The sequence below is a fragment of the Streptomyces armeniacus genome (genome assembly GCF_003355155.1).
Classification (GTDB): domain Bacteria; phylum Actinomycetota; class Actinomycetes; order Streptomycetales; family Streptomycetaceae; genus Streptomyces; species Streptomyces armeniacus.
In genome coordinates this window covers 7,821,807-7,845,694 of record NZ_CP031320.1, presented here as the reverse complement: position 1 = coordinate 7,845,694, position 23,888 = coordinate 7,821,807, and the positions used below count along the sequence as shown (strand labels likewise).

Annotated in this window: 10 protein-coding genes and 4 pseudogenes; 8 read left to right on the top strand and 6 right to left on the bottom strand. The window is 72.8% G+C overall.

What is annotated here, in order from left to right; translation table 11 throughout:
- Positions 1-94: 94 nt before the first annotated feature.
- A complete protein-coding gene (locus tag DVA86_RS33900) occupies positions 95-1,327 on the bottom strand; it encodes an amidohydrolase (protein ID WP_208884026.1) in 1,233 nt (410 codons plus the stop codon).
- Between the two features lie 304 nt (positions 1,328-1,631).
- On the opposite strand from DVA86_RS33900, the gene DVA86_RS33895 reads away from it, so the two are divergent.
- The gene (locus DVA86_RS33895) at positions 1,632-3,716 is read left to right on the top strand and encodes a glycosyltransferase family 2 protein (RefSeq protein WP_208884025.1); all 2,085 of its coding nucleotides are present in this window, start codon (positions 1,632-1,634) and stop codon (positions 3,714-3,716) included.
- Here DVA86_RS33895 and DVA86_RS35815 read toward each other — a convergent pair.
- Both DVA86_RS35815 and DVA86_RS36210 read right to left on the bottom strand, forming a co-directional pair.
- Positions 3,713-3,847: pseudogene (locus DVA86_RS35815) on the bottom strand (IS630 family transposase); the annotation flags it as partial. The gene DVA86_RS33895 and the pseudogene DVA86_RS35815 sit on opposite strands and share 4 nt — an antisense overlap.
- A 242-nt stretch (positions 3,848-4,089) precedes the next feature.
- Positions 4,090-4,668, bottom strand: a pseudogene (locus tag DVA86_RS36210) (BACON domain-containing protein); the annotation flags it as partial.
- 1,030 nt (positions 4,669-5,698) lie between these two features.
- Here DVA86_RS36210 and radA point away from each other — a divergent pair.
- The 7 genes and pseudogenes from radA to DVA86_RS33855 all read left to right on the top strand — a co-directional run bounded on the left by radA (position 5,699) and on the right by DVA86_RS33855 (position 21,246).
- Positions 5,699-7,180, top strand: coding sequence for a DNA repair protein RadA (radA, locus tag DVA86_RS33885; protein WP_245997474.1), 1,482 nt, complete (start codon positions 5,699-5,701; stop codon positions 7,178-7,180).
- A 270-nt stretch (positions 7,181-7,450) separates the two neighbouring features.
- Positions 7,451-8,590 (top strand): DNA integrity scanning diadenylate cyclase DisA, encoded by a 1,140-nt coding sequence (gene disA / locus DVA86_RS33880; RefSeq protein WP_208884022.1) that lies wholly within the window; start codon positions 7,451-7,453, stop codon positions 8,588-8,590.
- Between the two features lie 173 nt (positions 8,591-8,763).
- Positions 8,764-9,336, top strand: a pseudogene (locus DVA86_RS33875) (glycosyltransferase); the annotation flags it as partial.
- Positions 9,337-9,655: 319 nt separating this feature from the next.
- Positions 9,656-10,798, top strand: a complete 1,143-nt coding sequence (locus DVA86_RS33870) for a serine hydrolase domain-containing protein (RefSeq protein WP_245997473.1) — start codon at positions 9,656-9,658, stop codon at positions 10,796-10,798.
- Positions 10,799-10,999: 201 nt separating this feature from the next.
- Complete coding sequence (locus tag DVA86_RS35060; protein WP_222623399.1) at positions 11,000-13,192, top strand: DUF8189 domain-containing protein; 2,193 nt, start codon at positions 11,000-11,002, stop codon at positions 13,190-13,192.
- Between the two features lie 502 nt (positions 13,193-13,694).
- Entirely contained in the window at positions 13,695-15,116 is a 1,422-nt protein-coding gene (locus tag DVA86_RS33860; RefSeq protein ID WP_208884018.1) for an alpha-amylase, read from the top strand.
- A 40-nt stretch (positions 15,117-15,156) separates the two neighbouring features.
- Positions 15,157-21,246 (top strand): type I polyketide synthase, encoded by a 6,090-nt coding sequence (locus DVA86_RS33855; RefSeq protein ID WP_245997471.1) that lies wholly within the window; start codon positions 15,157-15,159, stop codon positions 21,244-21,246.
- A gap of 91 nt (positions 21,247-21,337) precedes the next feature.
- Here the strand turns inward: DVA86_RS33855 and DVA86_RS33850 are convergent.
- From DVA86_RS33850 to DVA86_RS33840, 3 genes and pseudogenes are all read right to left on the bottom strand, one after another.
- A pseudogene (locus DVA86_RS33850) lies at positions 21,338-21,868 on the bottom strand (SigE family RNA polymerase sigma factor); the annotation flags it as partial.
- A 155-nt stretch (positions 21,869-22,023) separates the two neighbouring features.
- Positions 22,024-23,073 carry a glycoside hydrolase domain-containing protein gene (locus DVA86_RS33845; RefSeq protein ID WP_208884015.1) on the bottom strand — a complete coding sequence of 350 codons (1,050 nt, stop codon included), beginning with the start codon at positions 23,071-23,073 and terminating at the stop codon, positions 22,024-22,026.
- Between the two features lie 255 nt (positions 23,074-23,328).
- Positions 23,329-23,562 carry a hypothetical protein gene (locus DVA86_RS33840; RefSeq protein WP_208884013.1) on the bottom strand — a complete coding sequence of 78 codons (234 nt, stop codon included), beginning with the start codon at positions 23,560-23,562 and terminating at the stop codon, positions 23,329-23,331.
- Between the last annotated feature and the right edge of the window lie 326 nt (positions 23,563-23,888).

The window sequence follows — 23,888 nt, the reverse complement described above, 5'->3', positions numbered from 1 at the left end:
ACGAAGCCCCTACGCGGGACAACGCGGCATGACCCGCCACCGGCCGGTGGCCGCCCCGGTCTGTCCTCAAACGCCGGACGGGCTGAAATCGGTGCTACCAGCGGCCCGCGTCCAGCAGGGCCGCGGCGGTGAACAGCTCGACCCCCACCGTGATCGCCGTCTCGTCCGCGTCGAAGTCGCCCTGGTGCAGGTCACGGAGCGACCGTTCGCCCGGGGTGCGGACGCCGAGGCGGGCCATCGCGCCCGGCACGTGCTCCAGGTACCAGGAGAAGTCCTCGCCGCCGAGGCTCTGCTCGGTGTTCTCCACCGCGTACGGGCCGCGCCGCGCGACCATCGCGTCGTGCAGCAGCTCGGTGGCGCCGGGCTCGTTGACGACGGGCGGCACCCCGCGTACGTAGTTGATCTCGGACTTGGCCCGGTGCAGCGCCGCGATCTCGTCGATGGCCGCATGCACCAGATCCGGTGCCGCGCGCCAGCCGGGCAGGTCCAGGCAGCGCAGGGTGCCGGACAGCTCCGCGCGCTGCGGGATGACGTTGCAGGCGTGCCCGGAGGCGATACGGCCCCACGTCAGCGAGATCCCCGAGCGCGCGTCGACGCGGCGGGACAGCAGCACCGGCACCTCCGTGGCCAGGTGCGCGGCCGCCGCGACGAGGTCGGTGGTGAGGTGGGGGCGCGCGGTGTGGCCGCCCGCACCGGTGAGCGCGACCTCGAGCCGGTCGCACGCGGATGTGATGGGGCCCTGCCGCAACCCGATGCGCCCCACGTCCACGCGCGGGTCACAGTGCACGCCGATGATGCGGCCGACGCCCTCCAGCACCCCGGAGTCGATCGCGTCCGGCGCCCCGCCGGGCAGCACCTCCTCCGCGGGCTGGAAGATCAGCCGTACGGGTCGCGGCAGCAGACCCTTCGCTGCCAGCTCGGCGAGGACCAGCCCGGCGCCCAGGACGACGGCGGTGTGCACGTCGTGCCCGCAGGCGTGGGCGCGGTCGGCGACGGTCGAGCGGTACGGCACCGTTTTGGTGTCCGGGATCGGCAGCGCGTCGATGTCCGCGCGGAGCCCGAGCGCGTCACCGGCGCCGACCGGCCCGCCGATGTCGCATACGAGCCCGGTCCCCATCTCCAGCGCGCGGGGCCGGAGCCCCGCCCGCTCCAGTCGCGCCTTGATCGCGGCGGTCGTCCGGAACTCCTGATTCCCCAGTTCGGGGTGCATATGGAGGTCGCGCCGGAAGGCGATCAGCTCGGTGCGAAGGGCGTCCGGCAAGGCGCCGGGCAGTGCGGGTTCGCCGGGTGATTCAGCCTCCGGCTCCGGGGACAGGAGTTGGTTCATGACGGGAGCCTAGAGCTAGTCGGACGGCAACTGACAGTAGATCACGGAAAGTTCAGCCCCACGGTGGACCAGAAAATACGCTGTGCGGAGGTTGTATCAACCGAGAGTTGGGTATGCCTTGGGTTTTGCTTGCCTACGGTAACCCCCGGATCACCGCCTGCCCTCCGGGTGTCCCCGTCGCCGGACTCCACACGGCGGACCCCTCCCGCCGGTAAGGCGCTAACGTCATCCGAAAAACGCGGACTCGTCCGGTCCACCCACGGTGGCGACGGTTCCGACGGAAAAGATCGGAGTGCGGGGCCGTATGCGGAGACAGCCGCCGGACGTCAGCGTCGTCATCGGCGCGTACGACGCGATGCCGTACCTCACACGCTGCATGGAGTCCGCCGTCGCGCAGAGCATCGGGCACGACCGCATGGAGATCATCGCGATCGACGACGGCGCCACGGACGGCACCGGGCCGGAGCTGGACCGGTTCGCGGAACGGTATCCGCGGCTCATCACCGTCGTGCACCAGGAGAACTCCGGCGGCCCTGCCGCGCCCCGCAATCTGGGCCTCGACCTGGCCACCGGCCGGTACGTGTTCTTCCTCGACGCCGACGACCACCTCGGCCCCGAGGCCATGGAACGGCTCGTCGGCGCCGCCGAGTCGAACGGCTCGGACGTCGTCCTGGGCCGTGTGGCCGGGGTCGGCGGGCGGCACGCGCCGCGTTCGATGTTCCGGCGGAGCGAACCGCGTACGGACGTCTTCGCCTCCCGCGTGTACTGGACGCTCAACCCGATGAAGCTGTTCCGGCGCGCGCTCGTCGAGGACCTCGGGCTCCGCTTCCGTACGGACCTCACCGTCGGTGAGGATCAGCCGTTCACCGCGACCGCCTATCTCAACGCGCGCGCCATATCCGTCGTCGCCGACTACGACTGCGTGTACTGGGTCGCCCGCGACGACGGCGGCAACATCACCCGCCGCGTGCGCGCCACGGACGCCCGCCTCCGGGTGCTCGCCGCCATGTTCGAGCTGCTCGCGAAGGAGACCGTGCCCGGTCCCGGGCGCGACCACCTGCTGCACCGGCACTTCACCGTCGACCTGCGCAAGGCCCTCGTACGGCTCGCCGAGGAGCCCGAGCGGGCCGGGCAGGAGGCGGCTTTCGAGACTCTGCGGCTGCTGATCAGCCCCTGGTACGGGCAGGGCGTCGCGTCCCGGCTGCCCGCGGCCGACCGGCTGCACTGCGAGCTCGTGGGGCGGGGGCTGCTGGACGAACTGCTCGCGGTGGTGGCGTGGGAGCAGGCGCGGGACGGAGCCGGGGCCGGTGGGGAGCCGCTGACGACGGTGGTGGAGGACGGCCGGGTGTACGCCCGGTACCCGTACTTCCGCGACCCCCGGTACGGGCTGCCCGACGCCGCGTACGACATCACCGCCGAGCTGCGGCCCCGCCACCGGCTGAGCGCGCTCGGTGCCGGGGAGGACGGCGGCGTACGGCTCGCGGGCCACGCGTACCTGCGGCGGGTGGACACCACCGAGGTCGGCACCCGCCTCGTCCTGCGCGAGCGCCGCAGCGCGGCGGAGCTCGTCCTGCCCGTCACGCACACCCCCACCCCGGGGCTGGACGAGGACCACGACCCGGGCGACGGCTGCGACTACGGCCACGCGGGCTTCGAGGCCGTCCTCGACCCGGCGCGGGCCGGTGCGGACGGCGGCCCGCTGCCGGACGGGCTGTGGGACGTCTTCGTGGAGGCGGGCGCGCGGGGCGTGACCCGGACGGTGCGGTTCGGCAGGCACCGCGCGCCGGAGGTGCCGGGCGGGCCCGTCAGCCACGTCGTACGGGTGGCGCGCGCGGACGGTACGGACGCCTGCGGTGCGGACGCCGCCCGCGTCGTCACCCGCTACTTCACGACGCCGCACGGCAACCTCACCCTGGACGTGGGGGAACGGAAGCACCCGCTGGCGGAACGGTTCTCGGTGGACGGCGTCGGCTGGGCGGCGGAGGGCGCGCCCGTACTGGCGGTGACCGGCCGGTGCGCGGTGACGGGCCTGCCGCCGGGCGCGCTGACACTGCGCGCGGTGCCGGACCGGCGTACGGGCGGCGCCGTACGGGAGGGCCCGGCGCAGGTGGCGGAGGACGGCCGGTTCGCGGGGCGGCTGACGTTCGCGGACGCGGAACGGGGCGTGTGGCGGGTGGAGTTGCGGCTCGCGGTCGCCGGCCGCGTGTGGACGGTCCCGGTGCCTGGCGGGTCGGGTGACCCGGACGCGCCTGCCCTTGCCACCGGCCGGTGGCGGCGGCGCGGACTGCCCTGGTACGCCAAGCCGTTACGGCGCGGGGAGCAGCTCACGTTCCGGGTGACGCGGGTGAGCCTGACCGCGGCCCTGCGCCGCCGCCTGCGGCGGCGCTAGTCTTCTGAGTCGGGAATTCTGTTCAGATAGCTGGCGAGGCGTTCGAGGATCTCGTCTGCGGTCTTGGTCCACACGTAGGGCTTGGGGTCGGTGTTCCATGCGGTGATCCAGGCACGGATGTCTGGGTGGAGGGGGATGGGTCCGACGGGGACGGGTCCGAGGGTTCCGGGTCCGGGTCCGAGGGGCCCGGGTCCGACGGGCGCGGGTCCGGCCGGGACGGGCCCGGCGCCGGGTCCGACGGGGACGGGTCCTCCGAGCCCGGCGGCGGCTCGTCCGGCGACGGCGTACCGCGGCCCTGGCCCTGCACGGTGACGACCGCGCCCGCCGGCGCGATGTGGATGCGGGCCGACCACCGGCCGGCCGGTTCGCGCGCCTCGTTGACGTACACCGTGAACGACGTCGACCCTCCCGGCCGCAGCACCCCCGACGTACGGCTGAGGGACAGCCACGGCGCGCTCGTGGACGCCGACCAGCGCACGGGCGTACGGCCCGACGCGGTGAGCGTGACGACCGTCGCGCCGCCCGTACGCCGCGCCTCGACCAGCAGCCGTCCGCCGTCGGTGCCCGGGCCGCCGGGGGCGGAGGCGGTGGGTCCGCCGGTCTGTGCGACGCCCACCGCGAGGTCCTTCTCGTGGTGCCCGCCGGTCGGCTTGGTGTCGCGGTGGAAGCGGCCGGCGTTCTCGTACGGGTGGCCGTTGAGGCTGCTGTCCTCCTCGCGGTCGGCGGCGGACACGGTGGAGGAGTCGTGGCCCTCGCCGGTGAGGGGCGCGCCGCGGTAGGCCGCCCAGAGGGCGAGGACGGGGGCGGCGATCACCGTCGCGACGACGGTAGTGGTGACGGCGCGGCTGCGCAGCCTGTCGCGGCGCGCGGCGCGGTCCTTGAGTTCGACGGGGAAGCCGTCGCGGTCGAAGCGGGGGCTGTGCGTGCAACGCGCGCGCTGCGCCGAGTTCATGGCGGCGTGCACCGCCGGGCGGGGTGCCTGGAGCACGGCGAGCGGCGCGTTGCCCACGGGTGCGGTGCCGGGCCAGGAGACGCCGGCCATGGCGCGTTCGGCGACGCGGCGGCACTCGGCGCAGTCGTCCACGTGCCGCACCAGTTCGCGGCGGAGGGCGGTGCCGAGCAGCAGCCGGTCGTCGCCGGCGAGCCGGGCGACGGCGGGGCAGCGCCCGGACTCGACGACGGCGAGCGCGGCGCGCGTGCGCTCGACTTCGCAGGCGGCGCTGGTGAGGAGTTCGCTGGCGGCCTCGGTGGTGAGCGAGAGGACGGCGGCGACCTCGCTGCCCGTGAGGCCGTGCCGGACGGCGAGTTCGAGCGCCTCGCGCTGCTCGGGCGTAGTGCCCGCGGCCTCCGGCCAGGCCAGCGCGGCGAGTTCGCGGCGGCGCTGGGTGGCGGCGGCGCCGGACAGCTGGGGCGCGGGGGCGCTCGTACGGCTGTCCGCGCCGGCGTCGGAGAGCCGGCGCAGACAGGCCCAGCGGGCGAGTGCGTAGAGCCAGGGGCGGCGCATGCCGGGGTCGGCGGGCGCGCGGTCGCGGTCGCGCTGCCGCTCGGCGACGGCCAGGGCCTCGCCGAGGGCGGCGGTGGCCGCGTCGTGCTCGCACATCACCGAGAGGCAGTAGGTGAACAGCCCGTCGAGATACGGCCCGTAGCGATCGGAACGCCGGGCCTGTGGCGGCCGCCGCACCGAGTGTGCCCGGTGTGCGCCGGTGGTGTGCGTGGGGTGTTCGCGCCTGCTGCTCTTCGTCCGGCTCATCCGGCGACCGTAGGACGGCGGAGGGCGTTCGCCCGACCAGCTCGGGCAGGTTTAATCCGTACGGGTGACTATCTCCCTCAAAAGGGGACAAGAGGAGGCGTCTCCTGCTGCCCTTGGACACGACCGGGCGAAGCGCGGGAGAACGGCGGGGGCCACGGGCGCGTACGGGCCGCTCGGGACCGAACGGGCCGCGCCCGCCCGGGTGTCAGTGGGCACGGATACGGTGACGGACATGGCTGCCCGTAAGTCGTCCGCCAAGGACCGACCCTCCTACCGCTGCACCGAGTGCGGCTATTCCACCGCGAAGTGGCTCGGCCGCTGCCCGGAGTGCCATGCGTGGGGGACGGTCGAGGAGGCGGGCGGCATGCCCGCGGTCCGTACGACCACGCCGGGCCGGGTCTCCGCCGCCGCGCTGCCCATCGGGCAGGTGGACGGGCGGCAGGCCACCGCGCGGGGCACGGGCGTGCCCGAGCTGGACCGGGTGCTGGGCGGCGGGCTGGTGCCCGGGGCCGTCGTGCTGCTCGCGGGCGAGCCGGGCGTCGGGAAGTCGACGCTGCTCCTCGACGTCGCCGCGAAGGCCGCCGGCACGGACCGGGGGCCGGACGGGGAGCAGCGGACGCTGTACGTCACCGGGGAGGAGTCCGCGGCGCAGGTGCGGCAGCGGGCGGACCGGATCGGGGCGATCCACGACCGGCTGTATCTCGCGGCGGAGACGGACCTGTCGGCGGTGCTGGGGCATCTGGACGAGGTCAAGCCCTCGCTGCTGGTCCTGGACTCGGTGCAGACGGTGGCGTCGCCGGAGATCGACGGCGCGCCGGGCGGCGTCGCACAGGTGCGCGAGGTGGCCGGGGCGCTGATCCGCGCGTCGAAGGAGCGCGGCATGGCCACGCTGCTGGTCGGCCATGTCACCAAGGACGGGTCGATCGCCGGGCCGCGGCTGCTGGAGCATCTGGTCGACGTGGTGCTGCAGTTCGAGGGCGACCGGCACAACCGGCTGCGGCTGGTGCGCGGGGTCAAGAACCGTTACGGGCCGACGGACGAGGTCGGCTGCTTCGAGCTGCACGACGAGGGCATCACCGGGCTGGCCGACCCCTCCGGGCTGTTCCTCACGAGGCGCGACGCGCCCGTGCCGGGCACCTGTCTGACGGTCACGCTGGAGGGGCGGCGGCCCCTGGTCGCGGAGGTGCAGGCGCTCACGGTGGACAGCCAGATCCCGTCCCCGCGGCGTACGACGTCCGGGCTGGAGACCTCACGGGTGTCGATGATGCTCGCGGTGCTGGAGCAGCGGGGGCGGATCAGCGCGCTGGGCAAGCGCGACATCTACAGCGCGACGGTCGGCGGCGTGAAGCTGTCCGAGCCCGCCGCCGACCTGGCGGTGGCGCTGGCGCTGGCGAGCGCGGCGAGCGACAGCCCGCTCCCGCAGAACCTGGTGGCGGTCGGCGAGGTGGGGCTGGCGGGTGAGGTGCGTCGCGTGACGGGCGTGCAGCGCAGGCTGGCGGAGGCGGCCCGGCTGGGCTTCACGCAGGCGCTGGTGCCGGTCGATCCCGGAAAGATCCCGGACGGGATGCGCGTACGGGAGGTGGCGGACATCGGCGAGGCACTGCGGGTGCTGCCGTCGCGGCCCGAGCGCCCGCCGCGACCGGAGCGCGGCGAGCGGCCGGAGCGCGGCGAGCGGCCGGAGCGCGGCGAGCGCCCCGAACCCGCCCCGCATTAGGCGGCCCCACCGCCGCTGCCGCCCGGCGCGAGGCCGCGCGCCGTCCTCGACGCCGGGCGGGCTGGATACGGGCCGCGCAGCCCGGCCCGCTATCAGCCGGTGTGACGTGTGTTGTCCTGAGATGCCCGAGAGTCCTGTGCGGAGCGCACCACACGACGGCGGGGCCCCGCCGGTAGACTTTGCCCCGGTCTCACCCGTCAGCGGTGTAACGCGTCCGGCACATGTGTGCGACGCGATGCCAAAAGGCACACGCACGACCGAAGGAGAGCAGTGGCAGCCAACGACCGGGCACCAGCTCCCGGCAGGGCCGGCGGGAACCCGGGGAGTTCCCGCGCCGACGGCCTGATGCGCGCCTCTCTGAGCGCGGTCGCTCCCGGCACAGCCCTGCGTGACGGCCTCGAGCGCATCCTGCGCGGCAACACGGGAGGGCTCATCGTTCTCGGCGTCGACAAGACGGTCGAGTCCCTCTGTACGGGCGGCTTCGTGCTGAACGTGGAGTTCGCCGCGACCCGCCTCCGCGAGCTGTGCAAGCTCGACGGCGCGCTGATCCTGGACCGGGAGATCACCAAGATCGTACGGGCGGGCGTGCAGCTCGTGCCGGACGCCGCCATCCCGACGGAGGAGACGGGCACCCGGCATCGTACGGCGCAGCGGGTGTCGATCCAGACCGGCTTCCCGGTGGTGTCGGTGAGCCAGTCGATGCGGCTCATCGCGCTGTACGTGGACGGGCAGCGGCGCGTCCTGGAGGACTCGGCGGCGATCCTGTCCCGGGCGAACCAGGCGCTGGCGACGCTCGAGCGGTACAAGCTGCGGCTGGACGAGGTCGCCGGGACGCTCTCCGCGCTGGAGATCGAGGACCTGGTGACGGTCCGGGACGTGACGGCGGTGGCGCAGCGCCTGGAGATGGTGCGGCGGATCGCGACCGAGATCGCGGAGTACGTCGTCGAGCTGGGCACCGACGGGCGCCTGCTCTCCCTTCAGCTGGACGAGCTGATCGCGGGCGTCGAGCCGGAGCGCGAGCTCGTCGCGCGGGACTACGTGCCGCAGCCCGGCACATCGGGCCGCCGGTCCCGTACGGTCGCCGACGCGCTCGGCGAGCTGGACCGGCTCAGCCACACGGAGCTGCTGGAACTGCCCACCGTGGCGCGGGCGCTGGGGTATTCGGGCAGTCCGGAGATCCTGGACTCGGCCGTCTCACCGCGCGGTTTCCGGCTGCTGGCGAAGGTGCCGCGGTTGCCGGGCACGGTCATCGACCGGCTGGTCGACCACTTCGGCGGGCTGCAGAAGCTGCTCGCGGCGAGCGTCGACGACCTGCAGACGGTGGACGGTGTCGGCGAGGCACGCGCGCGGTCGGTCCGCGAGGGCCTGTCGCGGCTCGCGGAGTCCTCGATCCTGGAGCGGTACGTCTGAGGGTGCGCGCCTGGTGCGCGTAAAGGCGGGGCGCTCCGGACCGCCCTGCGTATGTCCGTTCGGGTGGCACGCCGAGGGGCGAAGTGCCGTACGCACGCTCGCTGTTCGCGGCGGCCGTTAACAATGCCGTAACGGGCAGGAACCCGCCCATCGCCGGTAATGTCTCACTCACCGTGAAGATCTCCTTCCTCCTCCACAACGCCTACGGCGTCGGGGGGACGATCACCACCACGTTCAATCTCGCCGGGGCGCTGGCCGAGCGGCACGAGGTGGACATCGTCACCACGTTCCGGCACCGGGAGAGCCCTGTGCTGCCCCTGGATCCACGCGTGCGGCTGCGCCCCGTCGTGGACATACGGCACGAGGAGAACCACCCGCGGCACCAGCGCCGCGCAAGGGTGTTCCCGTCCGCGGAGGGCCTTTACCCGAAGTACAGCGAGCTCACCGACGAACGCCTCGGCACCCTCCTCGGCGGCCTCGACAGCGACGTCGTGATCGGCACCCGGCCGGGGCTCAACGTGCATCTCGCCGCGCAGGCGCCCGCGCGGCTCGTACGGATCGCGCAGGAGCACGTGACGCTCGACGGCCACCGTCCGGCGCTGCGCAGCGTGCTGCGCCGCAGCTACCCGCGGCTGGACGCGGTCACCACCGTCACGGAGCGGGACGCGGCGGCGTACCGGCGCAAGATGCGGCTCCCCCGCGTACGGGTGGAGGCGCTGCCGAACAGCGTGCCCGGTCCCCCCCCTGTCCCTTATACACCTCTCCCCCCCCCCCCCCCCCCCCCCCCCCCCGCATCGCGGGTACGCGAGACATTGAGCAAGACACAACACTGACGAAACTGCTGTGTCTAGCTGTTTTTGTTACTGTGCCGAGCACCACCCAAATCTCCACCTAGGCCTTCGTGGGGGTGGTGAGAGGGGTAGAGGAGTCAGGTGGTGAACCCCATTCCGGGGGGCTGGCATGTCTAGCAGGCTCATCTCAGACGGGGCGGCGCATCGCGCCGTGGAGCGGGGTGAGGAGACGGACCGTGGCAACGGGTGAAGGCGCGTCGGGAAGGCGTGCGCGGTGGGGGAGGGGGACGGCGTGAAGCGGGTGTACCGGGTGTTGTTGACCGCGACGACGGCGCTGGCCGTGGTCGCGGGGTCGGCCGCGGCCTTTGCCGCGCCGGAGGAGAAGAAGGCGGAACGCGGCGGATTGCACGAGCAGTTGGACGGCATAACTGCGGACAGCGCGGTGGGGGCGCTGATGGAGGTGCGTGACGAGGACGGTGTGTGGCGGGGCTCCAGCGGGGTCGCCGAGCTGGGTACGGAGCGGGCGGTCCCGGCCCGCGGCCAGTTCCGGGTGGGCAGTGTGACGAAGACGTTCGTTGCCACCGTCGTTCTGCAGCTCGCCGGCGAGGGCCGGCTACGGCTGGACGACACGGTCGACAGCTGGCTGCCGGGGGCCGTGCCCGACGGTGACCGCATCACCCTGCGGCATCTGCTCAACCACACCAGCGGGCTGTACGACTTCAAGAAGACGCTGCCGATGCCGCCGAATCCCGAGTTCCTGGACGACCGTTGGCGGACGTGGACGGCGACCGAGCAGGTGGAGCGCGCGGTGGCCAACCCGCCGACGTTCGAACCCCCGGGGTCGGCCTACGCGTACTCCAACACCGGCTACCTCCTGCTCGGCCAGGTCATCGAGAAGGCGACCGGCCGCTCGTACGGGACGGAGATAGAGCGCCGGATCATCCAGCCGTTGCGGCTGCGCGGCACCTACCTGCCGGGGACGTCCCCGGGTATCCGTGGACCGCATCCGCACGGCTACGTGCCGATACAGAAGGACGGCGGGAAGCCGCGACTCGTCGACTACACGGAGATGAACCCGTCCCTGTTCGGCGCGGGCGGCGAGATGATATCGACGGCGAAGGACCTCAACCGGTTCGTGGCCGCGCTGCTCGGCGGACGCCTCCTGCCGGACCGTCTGCTCGACGCGATGAAGACACCGGGGGTCGAGACCAAGAAGTACGGGCTGGGGCTGGCCTGGAGGGACACCTCGTGCGGGATACGGGTGTACGGCAACGACGGCGACGCCCTGTCGTACCAGTCCTGGTCGTTCACCACGGAGGACCAGCGCCGCCAGGTCACGGTCGCGCTCACGCCCGACTTCCGCGGTGACACCGACGATGCCGTCGATGCGCTCCTGGACGAGGCGTTCTGCGGCTGACGGGCGACCGGCGGTCCGGCGACCGGCCGCTCGACCAGGCGACCAGGCGACCAGTTGGACGGTCGGCAACAACCCGGCGTCGATCCCACGGACGTTCGTCCTCTTGACCCTTCGGTAGCCCGCGCCTAGCTTGCTCTGAAATCGATTTCTTAGCGGGTGGCCCCGGCTGGTGGACTGGAGGAAAGCGTGAGAATTGAGCGCGTGAACCGGGGGAGCGGCAGAGGGGGCGGACGGTGGCGGCGCCGCGGTCCCGGGCCGTATACGACGGCCGGGCTCGTCCTGGTCGCCGTGGCCATGGTCGCCGCGGCCGTACCCGCGACAGGCGCGGGCGCCCGGGCCGGGAACGGCGGCGCAAACGGAGCCGAGAGCGGTGCCGCGAACCGGGCGGCAGACGGGACCGGAACCGGTACGGCGCCCGCCGATGCCTCGCGACCACAGAAGGGTCGGAACGGCCCGCCCAAGTCCCCCTCGAAGCAGGGCGAGTGGGTCGGCGCCGGAAAGATCAAGCAGGTCTACGACACCTCGAGGGAGGACCCCGCCCGCTATCTGAACGACCACTCCGTGATCAAGGGCCCCGACGGCACCTGGCACATGTTCGGCATCACCGGCGACCAGGCCGCGCCCGGCACCGCCCCCGACTCGGCCGGTGAGGACAGCTTCGCGCACGCCACCGCGCCCGACCTGAACGGTCCGTGGACCACGCGGGACAGCGTGCTCACCGTCGACCCCGACTACGGCGAGGACCACCTGTGGGCGCCGCACGTGATCGAGCACGACGGTACGTACTACATGTACTACTCGGGCGGCGGCGGTGACCGGGACGCATCCATCAACCTGGCGACGTCGAAGGACCTCTACAACTGGACCCGCGAGCCGTCCGGCACGCTCTTCCGGGACGGCTGGGTGGCCCGCGACCCGATGGTCGTACGCGTCGACGACCACTGGGTCATGTACTACACGGCGACCACCACGCCCGACGGCGGCAACCACACCGTGGCCTATCGCACCAGCAAGGACCTGGTGCACTGGGGTGAGCGGCACACCGCCTTCACCGACCTCACGACGAAGGACAACTCCGCGCCGGTGACCGAGTCCCCGTTCGTGGTGGAGCGGAACGGCTGGTGGTACCTGTTCATCGGGCCGCGCGGCGACGGGTACGTGGGCACCGACGTCTACCGCAGCAAGGACCCCACCCGCTTCGAACTGGCCGGTTACGCGGGCCACTTCCCCGCGCACGCGCCAGAGCTCGTAGAGGACGGTGGCCGCTGGTGGGCCACGCACACCGGCTGGTTCCAGCGTGGCCTGCACCTCGCGCCGCTGCACTGGCGCTCGACGCCGCCGCTGTGGCACGGCCCGCAGAACCCGGCCGCGGCCCGTAACGCGGACGGCCGCCTGGAGGCGTTCGCGCTCGACTCCGACGGCAGCGGGCTGCTGCGCCGCGCGCAGAGCGCCCCGAACGGCGAGTGGGGCGAGTGGACGGACTTCGGCGAGGGCCCGGCCACCGTGCCCACCGTCGCGGAGAACGCCGACGGCGCACTCGAGCTGTTCGCCGTCGAGGACGACGGCACGCTCGTCCACCGCCGTCAGAGCGCGCCGGGCGGCGAGTGGGGGCCGTGGCAGGAGCTCGGCGGCGGCCGGGCGGGCGCGGCGCCCTCGGTCGTACGGGGGCCCGACGGCCGACTCGAGATGTTCGGTCTCGCGCCCGGCGGCGCGGCGGTGACGCACCGCAAGCAGACGAGTCCGGGCGGCAGTTGGGGCACGGAGGAGGAGTTCGGCGGCCCGGCCGCCAGTCCGCCGGCCGTGGCCGCCGACGCGGACGGCAGGTTGCAGGTGTTCTTCGTCGAACGGGGCGGCGCGCGCGTCTCCCACCGGGGCCAGAGCGCACCGGGCGGCGGCTGGGGGCCGTGGGAGAAGTTCGGCGGGGCGGCCAGCGGGCGGCCCGTGGTGGCCGCGAACGCGGACGGCCGGCTGGAGGTCTTCCTGCTGAACCCGTACGGCGACAAGATCAGCCGCCGAGGCCAGACCGCGCCCGGGGGTGCCTGGGGCGACTGGCAGGACTTCGGTACGTGGGCGGGCGGCTCACCGTCCGTGGCCCGTAACGCCGACGGGCGCCTGGAGGTGTTCGCGGTCGGCCCCGGCAACGACTACCTGTCGCACCGCTGGCAGACCGAGCCGTCGGGCGGCTGGAGCGACTGGGCGGTCTTCGGCGGCCCCGCGCAGTGCACCCCGACGACCGTCAACGAGGCCGACGGCCGGCTCACCGTCCTCGCCCTGCGCCCGGAGGGCACGGGCGTCTCGCAGCGCACGCAGACGGCGCCGAGCGGCGGCTGGTCGGACTGGCGCGGCTTCGCGGAACGGGAGGTGGGCGGTACGGCTTGTGCGGCGGCGAGTTGAGGGCGGCCGCGGTCGTATGTACGGCGGCGTGCGGTGTGCCGCGGGCGTGCGGCGGTTGAGCCGCCGTCTGTGAAGTGACCGAAGTGGCACCGGCCCGTGGCCGGGTGGGCAACCGGGCTCATCCGGCCGTGGGCCGCCGCGCGTTCGCCGGTCCGCGGCGTACGGGCGGGCCTGGCTGCCGGTTGGCCACCGGGCGGTTGGTGATCCGATACCCGCGTGGTGTCCCTCGGGCGCGCCGTGGCCGGGGCCGTCCTCAATCGCCGGACGGGCTCGATTGGGTGCCGCGGTGGTGGAAACCTGTGCGTAATCTCTTCCACAAGTTTCTGCAAGCTGTTACGTTCTCCAGCGTCCCGGTCCGGCCGGTCGGGGGTCCTCGTACGGGGCCTCACGCGCCCGGCCGGCCGGACCGGCTCAACCGGTGCGAACCGGCCCAACTCGCCTTACGGGAGCGGCGCGTGGTCCCCCGAGGTCAGGCACATTCCGCTTGTTCCCTGGAGGCATCGTGTCCCGAACGTCGCGAAGATCCCTCACCGCTCTCCTCGCGGCCCTGGCGTCCCTCGCGGGCGTCGCGGCGACCCTCACAGCCGTACCGACGCAGGCCCAGGCGGCTCCGCCCGGAGACAAGGACGTCACCGCCGTCCTCTTCGAGTGGGACTTCGACGCCGTCGCCCGCGAGTGCCGGGAGCGGCTCGGTCCGGCGGGCTACGGGTATGTGCAGGTGTCGCCGCCCCAGGAGCACATCCAGGGCAGCCAGTGGTGGACCTCGTACCAGCCCGTCAGCTACGAGATCGCCGGACGCCTCGGCGACCGGGGGCAGTTCCGGGACATGGTGAGCGCCTGCCACGGCGCCGGCGTGAAGGTCACCGTGGACGCGGTGATCAACCACATGACCGCCGGTTCCGGCACCGGCACCGGCGGTTCGCCGTACACGCACTACGACTACCCCGGCACGTACTCGGTGTTCGACATGGACGACTGCCAGGCCGACATCACCAACTACCAGGACCGTTACCACGTCCAGCACTGCGAACTGCTCGGCCTGGCCGACCTGGACACGGGCGAGGAGTACGTGCGCGGCCGGATCGCCGCCTACCTCGACGACCTGCTGTCGCTCGGCGTCGACGGCTTCCGCGTGGACGGCGCCAAGCACATTCCGGCCGCGGACCTGGCCGAGATCAAGTCGCGGCTGAGCAATCCGGACGCGTATCTGAAGCAGGAGGTCATACGGGGTGAGGGCGAGGCGGTGTCGCCGGACGAGTACCTCGGCGTGGGCGACGTACAGGAGTTCCGCTACGGCCGCGACCTGAGGCGCGTCTTCAAGGACGAGAAGCTCGCGTACCTCGCCGACTACGGCGAGGGCTGGGGCTATATGCCGAGCGGCAGCTCCGGCGTGTTCGTCGACAACCACGACACCGAGCGCAACGGCTCCACCCTCAGCTACAAGGACGGCGCCGACTACACCCTCGCGAACGTCTTCATGCTCGCGTGGCCGTACGGCGCTCCGGACGTGCATTCCGGTTACGAGTTCGCCAGTCAGGACGCCGGGCCTCCGAACGACGGTGCCGTACGGGCCTGCTGGCAGGACGGCTGGAAGTGCCAGCACGCGTGGCCCGAGATCGAGTCGATGGTGGCGTTCCGCAACGCGACGCGCGGCCGGTCCGTCACCGACTGGTGGGACAACGGGAACGACGCCATCGCCTTCGGGCGCGGCGACAAGGGCTACGTGGCCGTCAACCACGAGTCCGGCCCGCTGAACCGGACCTTCCAGACGTCACTGCCGGGCGGCGCCTACTGCGATGTGCAGAGCGGCAGCTCGGTGACGGTGAACGGTTCCGGCCAGTTCACCGCGGCCCTTCCGCCCCATACGGCGCTGGCGCTGCACGTCGGCGCACGCGACTGCGGCGCCGCCGACGCGGCCCCCTGACCCGCCACACCCCACCCGCCGCCGGCCTCGCCGAGGGGCTGTGCGACCCCCCGACACCACCCCCGTCGAACTCCCCACCTACCCCTTCCAACGCGACCGCTACTGGCTCGACTCCACCCCCGGCACGGCCAACGTCGCGGGCGCCGGGCTCACCGCCGCCGGGCACCCGTTGCTCGGTGCGGCGGTGGAGTTGGCCGAGGACGGCGGGCTGGTGCTGACGGGCAAGCTGTCGCTGCGTACGCAGCCGTGGCTGGCCGACCACGCCGTGAACGGGACCGTTCTGCTGCCCGGCACCGCCTTCGTGGACTTCGCGCTGTTCGCCGCCGAGCGCACCGGCTGTGCCGGAGTCGAAGACCTCACCCTCCAGGCACCCCTCGTCCTGCCCGAACAGGGCGCCGCGACCGTCCAGGTGAAGGTCGAGCACGCCGACGACGCCGGGCGCCGCCGTATCACCGTCCACTCCCGCCCGGACTCCGCCGACCCGGCTCCCTGGACGCTCCACGCCGGCGGCCTCCTCAGCACCGAGGACGCCCCGGCACAACCCGCGTACGCCGGCTCGGCCTGGCCGCCGCCCGGCGCCGCGCCCCTCCCCCTCCACGACCTGTACGGCCGGCTCGCCGACCAGGGCTACCACTACGGCCCCGCCTTCCAGGGCCTCCACACCGCCTGGCAGCACGGCGACACCCTCTACGCCGATGTGGCCCTCACCGACGCCGAGTCGGGAGACGCCGCCCACTTCGCGGTCCACCCCGCCCTCCTCGACGCGGCGCTGCACTCCCTCGCGTGCGCGGACCCGGCCGGTGCCGACGGCGCGGACGGCGCGCTGCTCGGCGCGGACGGAGAGGGCCGTATCCGGCTGCCCTTCTCGTGGACGGACGTGACGCTGCACGGGACGGGCATGACAACGGCGCGCGTGCAGTGGTCGCGTACGGGTCCGGAGAGCGTCGTGATGACGCTGACGGACGGCGCGAACCGGCCGGTGCTGACCGTACGTTCGCTCGCCACGCGGCCGATCAGCGCCCGGCAGTTGAGCGCGGCGGCCGGTACGGGCACGCGGCGGGACGCGCTGTACGAGGTCGAGTGGCTGTCGTTCGCCATCGCGGCTGCGGAGGGCCGTACGGAGGAGGCGGGCGGCGAGCAGCCGTGGGCCGTACTCGGAGCGGACCTGCCCGCACGCCCCGCCACAGGGGCAGACGGAGAGGCAGACGGGGAGGCACGCCCCAACCTGGTGACGCTCGCGGCCGAGATCGCGGCCGGCCGCCCGGTGCCCCGTTTCGTGTGCGCTCCGCTGCCCGCCGTGGACGGCGGCGGGGATGTCGCCGCTGCGGTGCACGAGGTCACCTCGTACGCGCTCGATCTGGTGCAGGAGTGGTTGACGCACGAGGAGTTCGCCGGTTCGCGCCTCGCCCTGCTCACGGAGGGGGCCGTGGCCGTGACGGCGGACGAGGACATACGGGGCCTGGTGGCGGCCGCCGTGTGGGGCCTGGTCCGCAGCGCGCAGAACGAGCACCCGGACCGGCTGCTGCTCGTCGACCTCGACGACGCCGACGCCTCCTGGGACACCATGCCCGCCGCCGTGTCCGCGGCCGTCGATGCCGGGGAGACGCAGCTCGCCGTACGGGAGGGCGCCTCGTACGTGCCCCGCCTGGCGCGCACGGCCGACGCGGGCGGCGAGGCCACGGGCCTGGACCCGGACGGCACCGTACTGGTCACCGGGGGCACCGGCACGCTCGGCTCGCTGCTGGCCCGGCACCTCGTACGGCAGCACGGCGTACGGCGCCTGCTGCTCACCAGCCGCAGCGGCCCGGACGCCCCCGGCGCTCAGGAACTCCGCACCGAGCTGGAGGAGTCGGGCGCGCGCGTCACCATCACCGCCTGCGACGCCGCCGACCACGACGCCCTCGCGGACCTGCTCGCCGCCGTCCCGGGCGAGCATCCGCTGACGGCCGTGTTCCACACCGCCGGGGTCCTGGACGACGCGACCCTCACCAACCTCACTCCCGAACGCCTCCACGCCGTTCTCCGCCCCAAGGCCGACGCGGCCTGGCACCTGCACGAGCTGACGCGGGATCTCGACCTGTCGGCGTTCGTCCTGTTCTCCTCCGTCACCGGCACCGTCGGCAGCGCGGGCCAGGCCAACTACGCCGCCGCGAACACCTTCCTCGACGCCCTCGCCCACCACCGCCACGCACGGGGCCGGGCCGCCACCTCACTCGCGTGGGGCCTGTGGGAGCAGGCCAGCGCGATGACGAGCGGCATGGCCGACGCCGACCGGGCGCGCATGGCGCGTACGGGTGTCGTGCCGCTGAGCAGCGGACAGGGCCTCGCCCTGCTCGACTCCGCACTCGGGCTCGACGGCAAGTCCGTCCTCGTACCGGCGCGGATCGACACGGCCGCGCTGCGCGCCCGGAGTGAGGGCGGCGCCGTACCGGCCATGCTCCGCAAGCTCGTCCGTACGCCCCCGCGCCGCGTCACGCAGGCCGGTACGGCGGGCGGCGGAACGTGGACGGACCGGCTGGCGGGGCTGCCGGAGGGCGAACAGCGGGCGTTGCTGCTGGAGTTGGTGCACGCGCAGGTGGCCGCGGTGCTGGGGCACGGCGACGCCTCCACGGTCGACACGCAGCGCGCGTTCAAGGACCTGGGCTTCGACTCCCTCACCGCCGTGGAGCTGCGCAACCGGCTCAACGCGGCCACCGGTCTGCGGCTGCCCTCGACTCTCATCTTCGACCACCCCACCCCCGCGGCCCTGGCCGAGCACCTGCACGCGCAGACGGCCGGCACCGCGACTCCGGCGGTCCGTACGGCGTCGGCCGCCGCGGCCGACGAGCCGCTGGCCATCGTCGGCATGGCCTGCCGCTACCCGGGCGGCATCACCACACCCCACGACCTGTGGCAGCTGCTCGCTGAGGAACGGGACGCCATCGGCCCGTTCCCCGCCAACCGCGGCTGGAACCTGGACGGGCTCTACCACCCCGACCCGACCCACCCCGGCACCAGCTACGCACGGCACGGCGGCTTCCTCCACGACGCGGACCACTTCGACGCCGACTTCTTCGGCATCAGCCCCCGCGAGGCCCTCGCCACCGACCCGCAGCAGCGCCTGCTGCTGGAGGCGACGTGGGAGGCGTTCGAGCACGCGGGCATCCACCCCGACACCCTGCGCGGCACCAACACCGGCGTCTTCACGGGCGTCATGTACGGCGACTACGGCGGCCGCCTGCAGCAGGCACCCGAGGAGCTGGAGGGGTATCTGCGTAACGGCAGCCACGGGAGCGTGGCTTCGGGCCGGGTCGCGTACACGTACGGCCTCCAGGGGCCCGCCGTCACGATCGACACTGCGTGCTCGTCGTCGCTGGTGGCGCTGCACCTGGCCGCGCAGGCGCTGCGCGGCGGCGAGTGCGACATGGCGCTGGCCGGGGGCGTGACGGTGATGGCGACGCCGGCGACGTTCATCGAGTTCAGCAGGCAGCGCGGGCTGGCGGCGGACGGGCGCTGCAAGCCGTTCGCGGGTGCGGCCGACGGCACGGCCTTCTCCGAGGGCGTCGGGATGCTGCTCGTGGAGCGGCTCTCGGACGCGCGGCGTCGCGGGCATCCGGTGCTGGCGGTCGTACGCGGCTCCGCCGTCAACCAGGACGGCGCCTCGAACGGCCTCACCGCCCCCAACGGCCCCTCTCAGCAGCGCGTCATCCAGCAGGCGCTCGCCAACGCGCGGCTCACGGCGCGCGACATCGACGCCGTGGAGGCGCACGGCACCGGTACGACGCTGGGTGACCCGATCGAGGCCCAGGCGCTCCTCGCGACGTACGGGCAGGAACGGGCGGCGGACCGGCCGCTGTGGCTCGGCTCCCTGAAGTCCAACATCGGGCACACACAGGCCGCGGCAGGCGTCGCGGGCATCATCAAGATGGTCGAGGCCATGCGGCACGGCCAGCTGCCCAAGACCCTGCACGTGGACGAACCGACGCCCCATGTCGACTGGGACGCGGGCGCGGTGTCCCTGCTCACCGAACCGGTGCAGTGGCCCGAAACGGACCGCCCCCGCCGGGCGGCGGTGTCCTCGTTCGGCGTCAGCGGCACGAACGCGCACGTGATCCTGGAGGCCGCCTCCTCAACGGAGGCTGTGGAGCCACCGGTTGAGCCGGTGGACTCCCCCGTGCCGTGGGTGCTGTCGGGAAAGACGGAGCAGGCGCTACGGGACCAGGCCGCGCGTCTGCACGGACACCTGACCGCGCACCCGGGGCTGGACCTGCTCGGGGTGGGTCACACCCTGGCCACCGGCCGCGCCCACTTCGAGCACCGGGCCGCGGTCGTCGGCCAGGACCGCGAGACGTTCCTCACCGGCCTGCACGCCCTGGCCCACGACCAGGCGGACGCGAACCTGGTCACGTCGTTCGCGGCCAGCGACGCGGGCAAGACGGTGTTCGTGTTCCCCGGCCAGGGCTCGCAATGGCCAGGCATGGCACGCGAACTCCTGCACTCCTCACCGGTATTCGCCCAGCACCTGCACGCCTGCGCCGACGCCCTCGCCCCGCACACCGACTGGTCGCTGATCGAGGTGCTGACCCGTCCGGAGGAGCACGCGGAGACGCTGGAACGGGTCGAGGTCATCCAGCCGGTCCTGTTCGCGGTGATGGTCTCCCTGGCGCGCCTCTGGCAGCACCACGGCGTCCAGCCGGACGCGGTCATCGGCCACTCGCAGGGGGAAATCGCCGCAGCCCACATCGCCGGAGCCCTCACCCTCAACGACGCCGCAAAGACAGTCGCGTTGCGCTCCCGCGCACTCGTCGCCCTGGCCGGTACGGGAACCATGGCCTCCATCCCGCTGCCCGCAACGGACGTTGACCTCACGGGCTGGGGCGAGCGAATCACCATCGCCGCCCACAACGGCCCGAGTTCGACGGTCATCGCCGGAGAAACCCAAGCCGTCACCGACTACGTCACCACCTGCCAGAACAACGGCATACGCGCCCGCACCATCCCCGTCGACTACGCCTCCCACTCCCCCCACGTCGAACCCATCCGCGAACACATCCTCACCGAACTCGCCGACCTCACCCCCACCACCAGCACGGTGCCCTTCTACTCCACCGTCACCGGAGCCCTTCACCAGACCGACCGGTTGAACGCCGACTACTGGTACACCAACCTCCGCAGCACCGTCCGCTTCCACGACACCCTCACCACCCTCAACACCGACGGCCACCAGGTCTTCATCGAAACCAGCCCACACCCAGTCCTCACCACCGCCATCCAAGACGCGCTCGAAGAACTGGACACGCAGGCGACGATCACCGGCACCCTCCGCCGCGATGAAGGCACCTTCCACCGCTTCCTGTTGTCCCTCACCCACACCTGGGCCCAGGGCAACGGCACCACACCGGACTGGGACGCGGTCTTCGGCAGCCGCCCCGCCCAGCGCGCCGAGCTGCCCACCTACCCCTTCCAGCACCAGCCGTACTGGCTCGCCGCCCCGGAGATCTCCAACGTCTCGGCCGCAGGCCTCGACGATGCCGGGCACCCCCTCCTCGGCGCCACCGCCGAACTCCCCGACGGCGGCCACCTCTTCACCGGACGGCTGTCACTGGAAAGCCACCCTTGGCTGGCCGACCACGCCGTACTCGACACCGTCATCCTTCCCGGCGCCGCCTTCGTCGAGCTCGCGCTGCACGCCGCCGAGCGAACCGGCTGCGCCGGAGTCGAAGACCTCACCCTCCAGGCACCCCTCGTCCTCCCCGAACAGGGTGCGGCAACCGTCCAGGTGAAGGTCGAGCACGCCGACGACGCCGGGCGCCGCCGTATCACCGTCCACTCCCGCCCGGACTCCGCCGACCCGGGCCCCTGGACGCTCCACGCCGACGGCCTCCTCGGTGTGGACGGCCCCGCCGAACCGGCGCACACCCCCGCAGCCTGGCCGCCGCCCGGCGCGACGCCCGTCCCCCTCCACGGTCTGTACGAACGGCTCGCCGACCAGGGCTACCACTACGGCCCTGCCTTCCAGGGCCTGCACACCGCCTGGCAGCACGGCGACACCCTCTACGCCGAAATCAGCCTCACCAACGACACCAACCCCACCCACTACACACTCCACCCCGCACTCCTCGACGCTCGTTGGGTCTTTTCTTTTCAGTGAGACCGCACCACCCCACAGCGACTCCTACGCCCCCTCCGGCCGCGTCAGAGGTGTATAAGGGCCAGCCCGTGTCCCCCCGTGTGTCCGCCGCCAGCTGCGGGTCCTCCCGCAGCTTCGCCAGCGCCCGTGACACCGCGCTCTTCACGGTGCCCACGGAAACCCCCAGCACCTCGGCCGTCTGGACCTCGCTCAGATCCTCGTAATACCGCAGGACGACCATGGCCCGCTGCCGCGCGGGCAGCTTGAGCACCGCGCGCCACATGGCGTCGCGTATCGCCTGCTGTTCGGCCGGGTCGGGCCCGGACAGCGGTTCCGGTTCCGGCAGCTCCTCGACGGCGAACTCGTCGATGCGGCGCTTGCGCCACTGCGAAGTGCGGGTGTTCAGCAGAGCGCGGCGGACGTACCCGTCCAGGGCGCGGTGATCCTCGATCCGCTCCCAGGCCAGATACGTCTTGGCGAGCGCTGTCTGCAGCAGGTCCTCGGCGTCGCACGGGTTCGCGGTGAGCGAGCGGGCGGTGCGCAGGAGCACCGGGCCGCGCGTCCGCACGTACGACGTGAACGTCAGCGGTGTCACGGTCGCTTCGGAGCGCTCGGTGCTCCTTACGGTGCCAGGCGTGGTCATGGCTTAACGCTAGAAGTCCGGGGGTACCGTACGGATCGCCCGGAGGTCGCGATGGCGCGTCCGCCTCAGGGAGTACGGGTAGCGCTGGCTACACCTACTGCGGGTGGAGGTCGTACGGCGACGGCATCAGGGAGCGCCTCAGGGTGACTCAGGGGTCACCGGACGACCGCGACGGGTGCGTCCACGACATTCTTGTCGATCTGCAGCGTACGGCCGCCGAACGTCTGCTTCACGTTCCCCTCGTACTGGTGGATGCGGCGGTGCGGCTGCCAGGCGCCGGGCGCGAGCGCGGGTTCGCCGTGCAGGTTCGGGCCGACGCGCCAGCGCGCGAACCAGATCGCCGCCGGGAGGTCGCGCTCGCCGGCCGAACGCACCCGTTCCAGATGGCTGATGCCGGAGATGGCGCTGCTGTAGAAGCCGGGGACGTAGTCGAGGCGGCGGACCTCGCGGTTCCAGCCCCGGACGAACTTCAGGGTCGTGCGGCCGCACTTGGCGTCGCGCTGGTCGTACGCCTCCATGTCGAGGTAGATCGCGCTGTTCGCCGCCATGCCCAGTTCGCGCGCCCGCGCGACGGCGTCCCTGCCCTCGCGTACGCCCTGCTGCCACGCGCGGCCGGCGTCGATCGCGTACCTCCGCTTGCGCTCGGAGTGGACGCACGGCGACTGCGAACCGACGTACAGCGGCAGCAACCGCCAGCCCAGACCGGTCACGCCGCGCACCCAGTCGCGGTCGAGGTTCGGCTGGTTGGGACAGGCGCGGCCGCGGCCGCCGATGTAGACGCCGACCGCGCGGTACGGGGAGGCGGTCCAGGCGCGCATGGTGTCCAGCGGCGGGGTGAGGCAGGTGTCGAAACCCTCGCCCTGGAAGACGCGGGCGCCGGAGGCGGTCGGGTTGTTGGCGGCGTTGGTGTCGACGGCGTCGCTCGGGTTGATCTCCGAGGGGTCGATCTCCGCGTCCGGGTCGTCGCCTTGGGCACCGTCGGTGGCGTCGGCGGCGTCGGCGCTGCCCGGTTCGGTGAGGCCGGGTTCCGGTTCGGCCTCGGCGCCCTGCGGGTACGCGGACGGCTCGGCTGGTGCCGGTAGCAGCGAGGGCTGGGGGTCGGGCCGGTCGGCACCGGCGGCGGTCGCGGAGGTTCCGGTGCCGGTGAAGAGCCCGGCGAGGAGGGAGGCGAGTGCCGCCACCCAGACGATCGTTCGTCGCACCATGTGTTGATGTGTCTGCCGCATGAGCCAGAGTGAACGGCCCGCGGGCGGCCGTACGGGACAGACATGCCGGTTGTCTCCGGACATTCAGTCGATCGCCGCAGCCGCGCCGCACCGCACCGCCCGCCGACGCGGCCCGGCGGACCCGGCACGGCAGACCCGGCACGGCAGACGACGACGGCGCGCCCGTACCGGAGTACGGGCGCGCCGCCGTCTGACCTCCCCCAGCACTCGCCCCTCAGCGGGACGAGGCCGTGCTCACCACAGGTCCGTGAAGGTGATCACCGTGTCGGACTGGTCGACCACGGAGAACGGAGAGTTGTTGAGGCTGGCGTTGTTGGCCTCGTTGGAGGCACCGGCGCCTACGGCCACCTGCGAGTTGACGGTCGAGTTCCGGCCGTCGTCCGCCTGCGCCACGCCCCCCAGGACAGCGAAGGCCAGCGGAAGGGCGGCGACCGCGGCGATGACGCGGGCGGTACGGATACGTGCCATGTCTTGCTCCTCCATGAACCGCAAATCGGTTGTGTCCCCCCGGCGTCCGGTCGAGCCGACCGGACGCCTGTGATGTGACTGCGACGTCGCGGAAGCAGAGTTGCCCACGGGATGCGCGTTGCACCAGCAATGCCGGGACGATTCGCTCGCAAGCATGGCGATCTGTCGATAAACCCCCTTCACGCCCCCAAACCGCCGTGCGCCGGGGCGCATGCCGCGCACCACCCCGGCACAGCAAGCGACGAACCGTTTCAGCAAAAAATCCGGCCATCCTCGATTCCGCAGGTCAGGTCGTGCGCCTCGGCGCACGTCCACTATCCACAAAC

Excerpts from the sequence above, each read along its gene's own strand:
- DVA86_RS33900 (WP_208884026.1), bottom strand. The coding sequence starts at position 1,327 with ATGAACCAACTCCTGTCCCCGGAGCCGGAGGCTGAATCACCCGGCGAA.
- DVA86_RS33895 (WP_208884025.1), top strand. The coding sequence starts at position 1,632 with ATGCGGAGACAGCCGCCGGACGTCAGCGTCGTCATCGGCGCGTACGAC.
- radA (WP_245997474.1), top strand. The coding sequence starts at position 5,699 with ATGGCTGCCCGTAAGTCGTCCGCCAAGGACCGACCCTCCTACCGCTGC.
- DVA86_RS33845 (WP_208884015.1), bottom strand. The coding sequence starts at position 23,073 with ATGGTGCGACGAACGATCGTCTGGGTGGCGGCACTCGCCTCCCTCCTC.
- DVA86_RS33840 (WP_208884013.1), bottom strand. The coding sequence starts at position 23,562 with ATGGCACGTATCCGTACCGCCCGCGTCATCGCCGCGGTCGCCGCCCTT.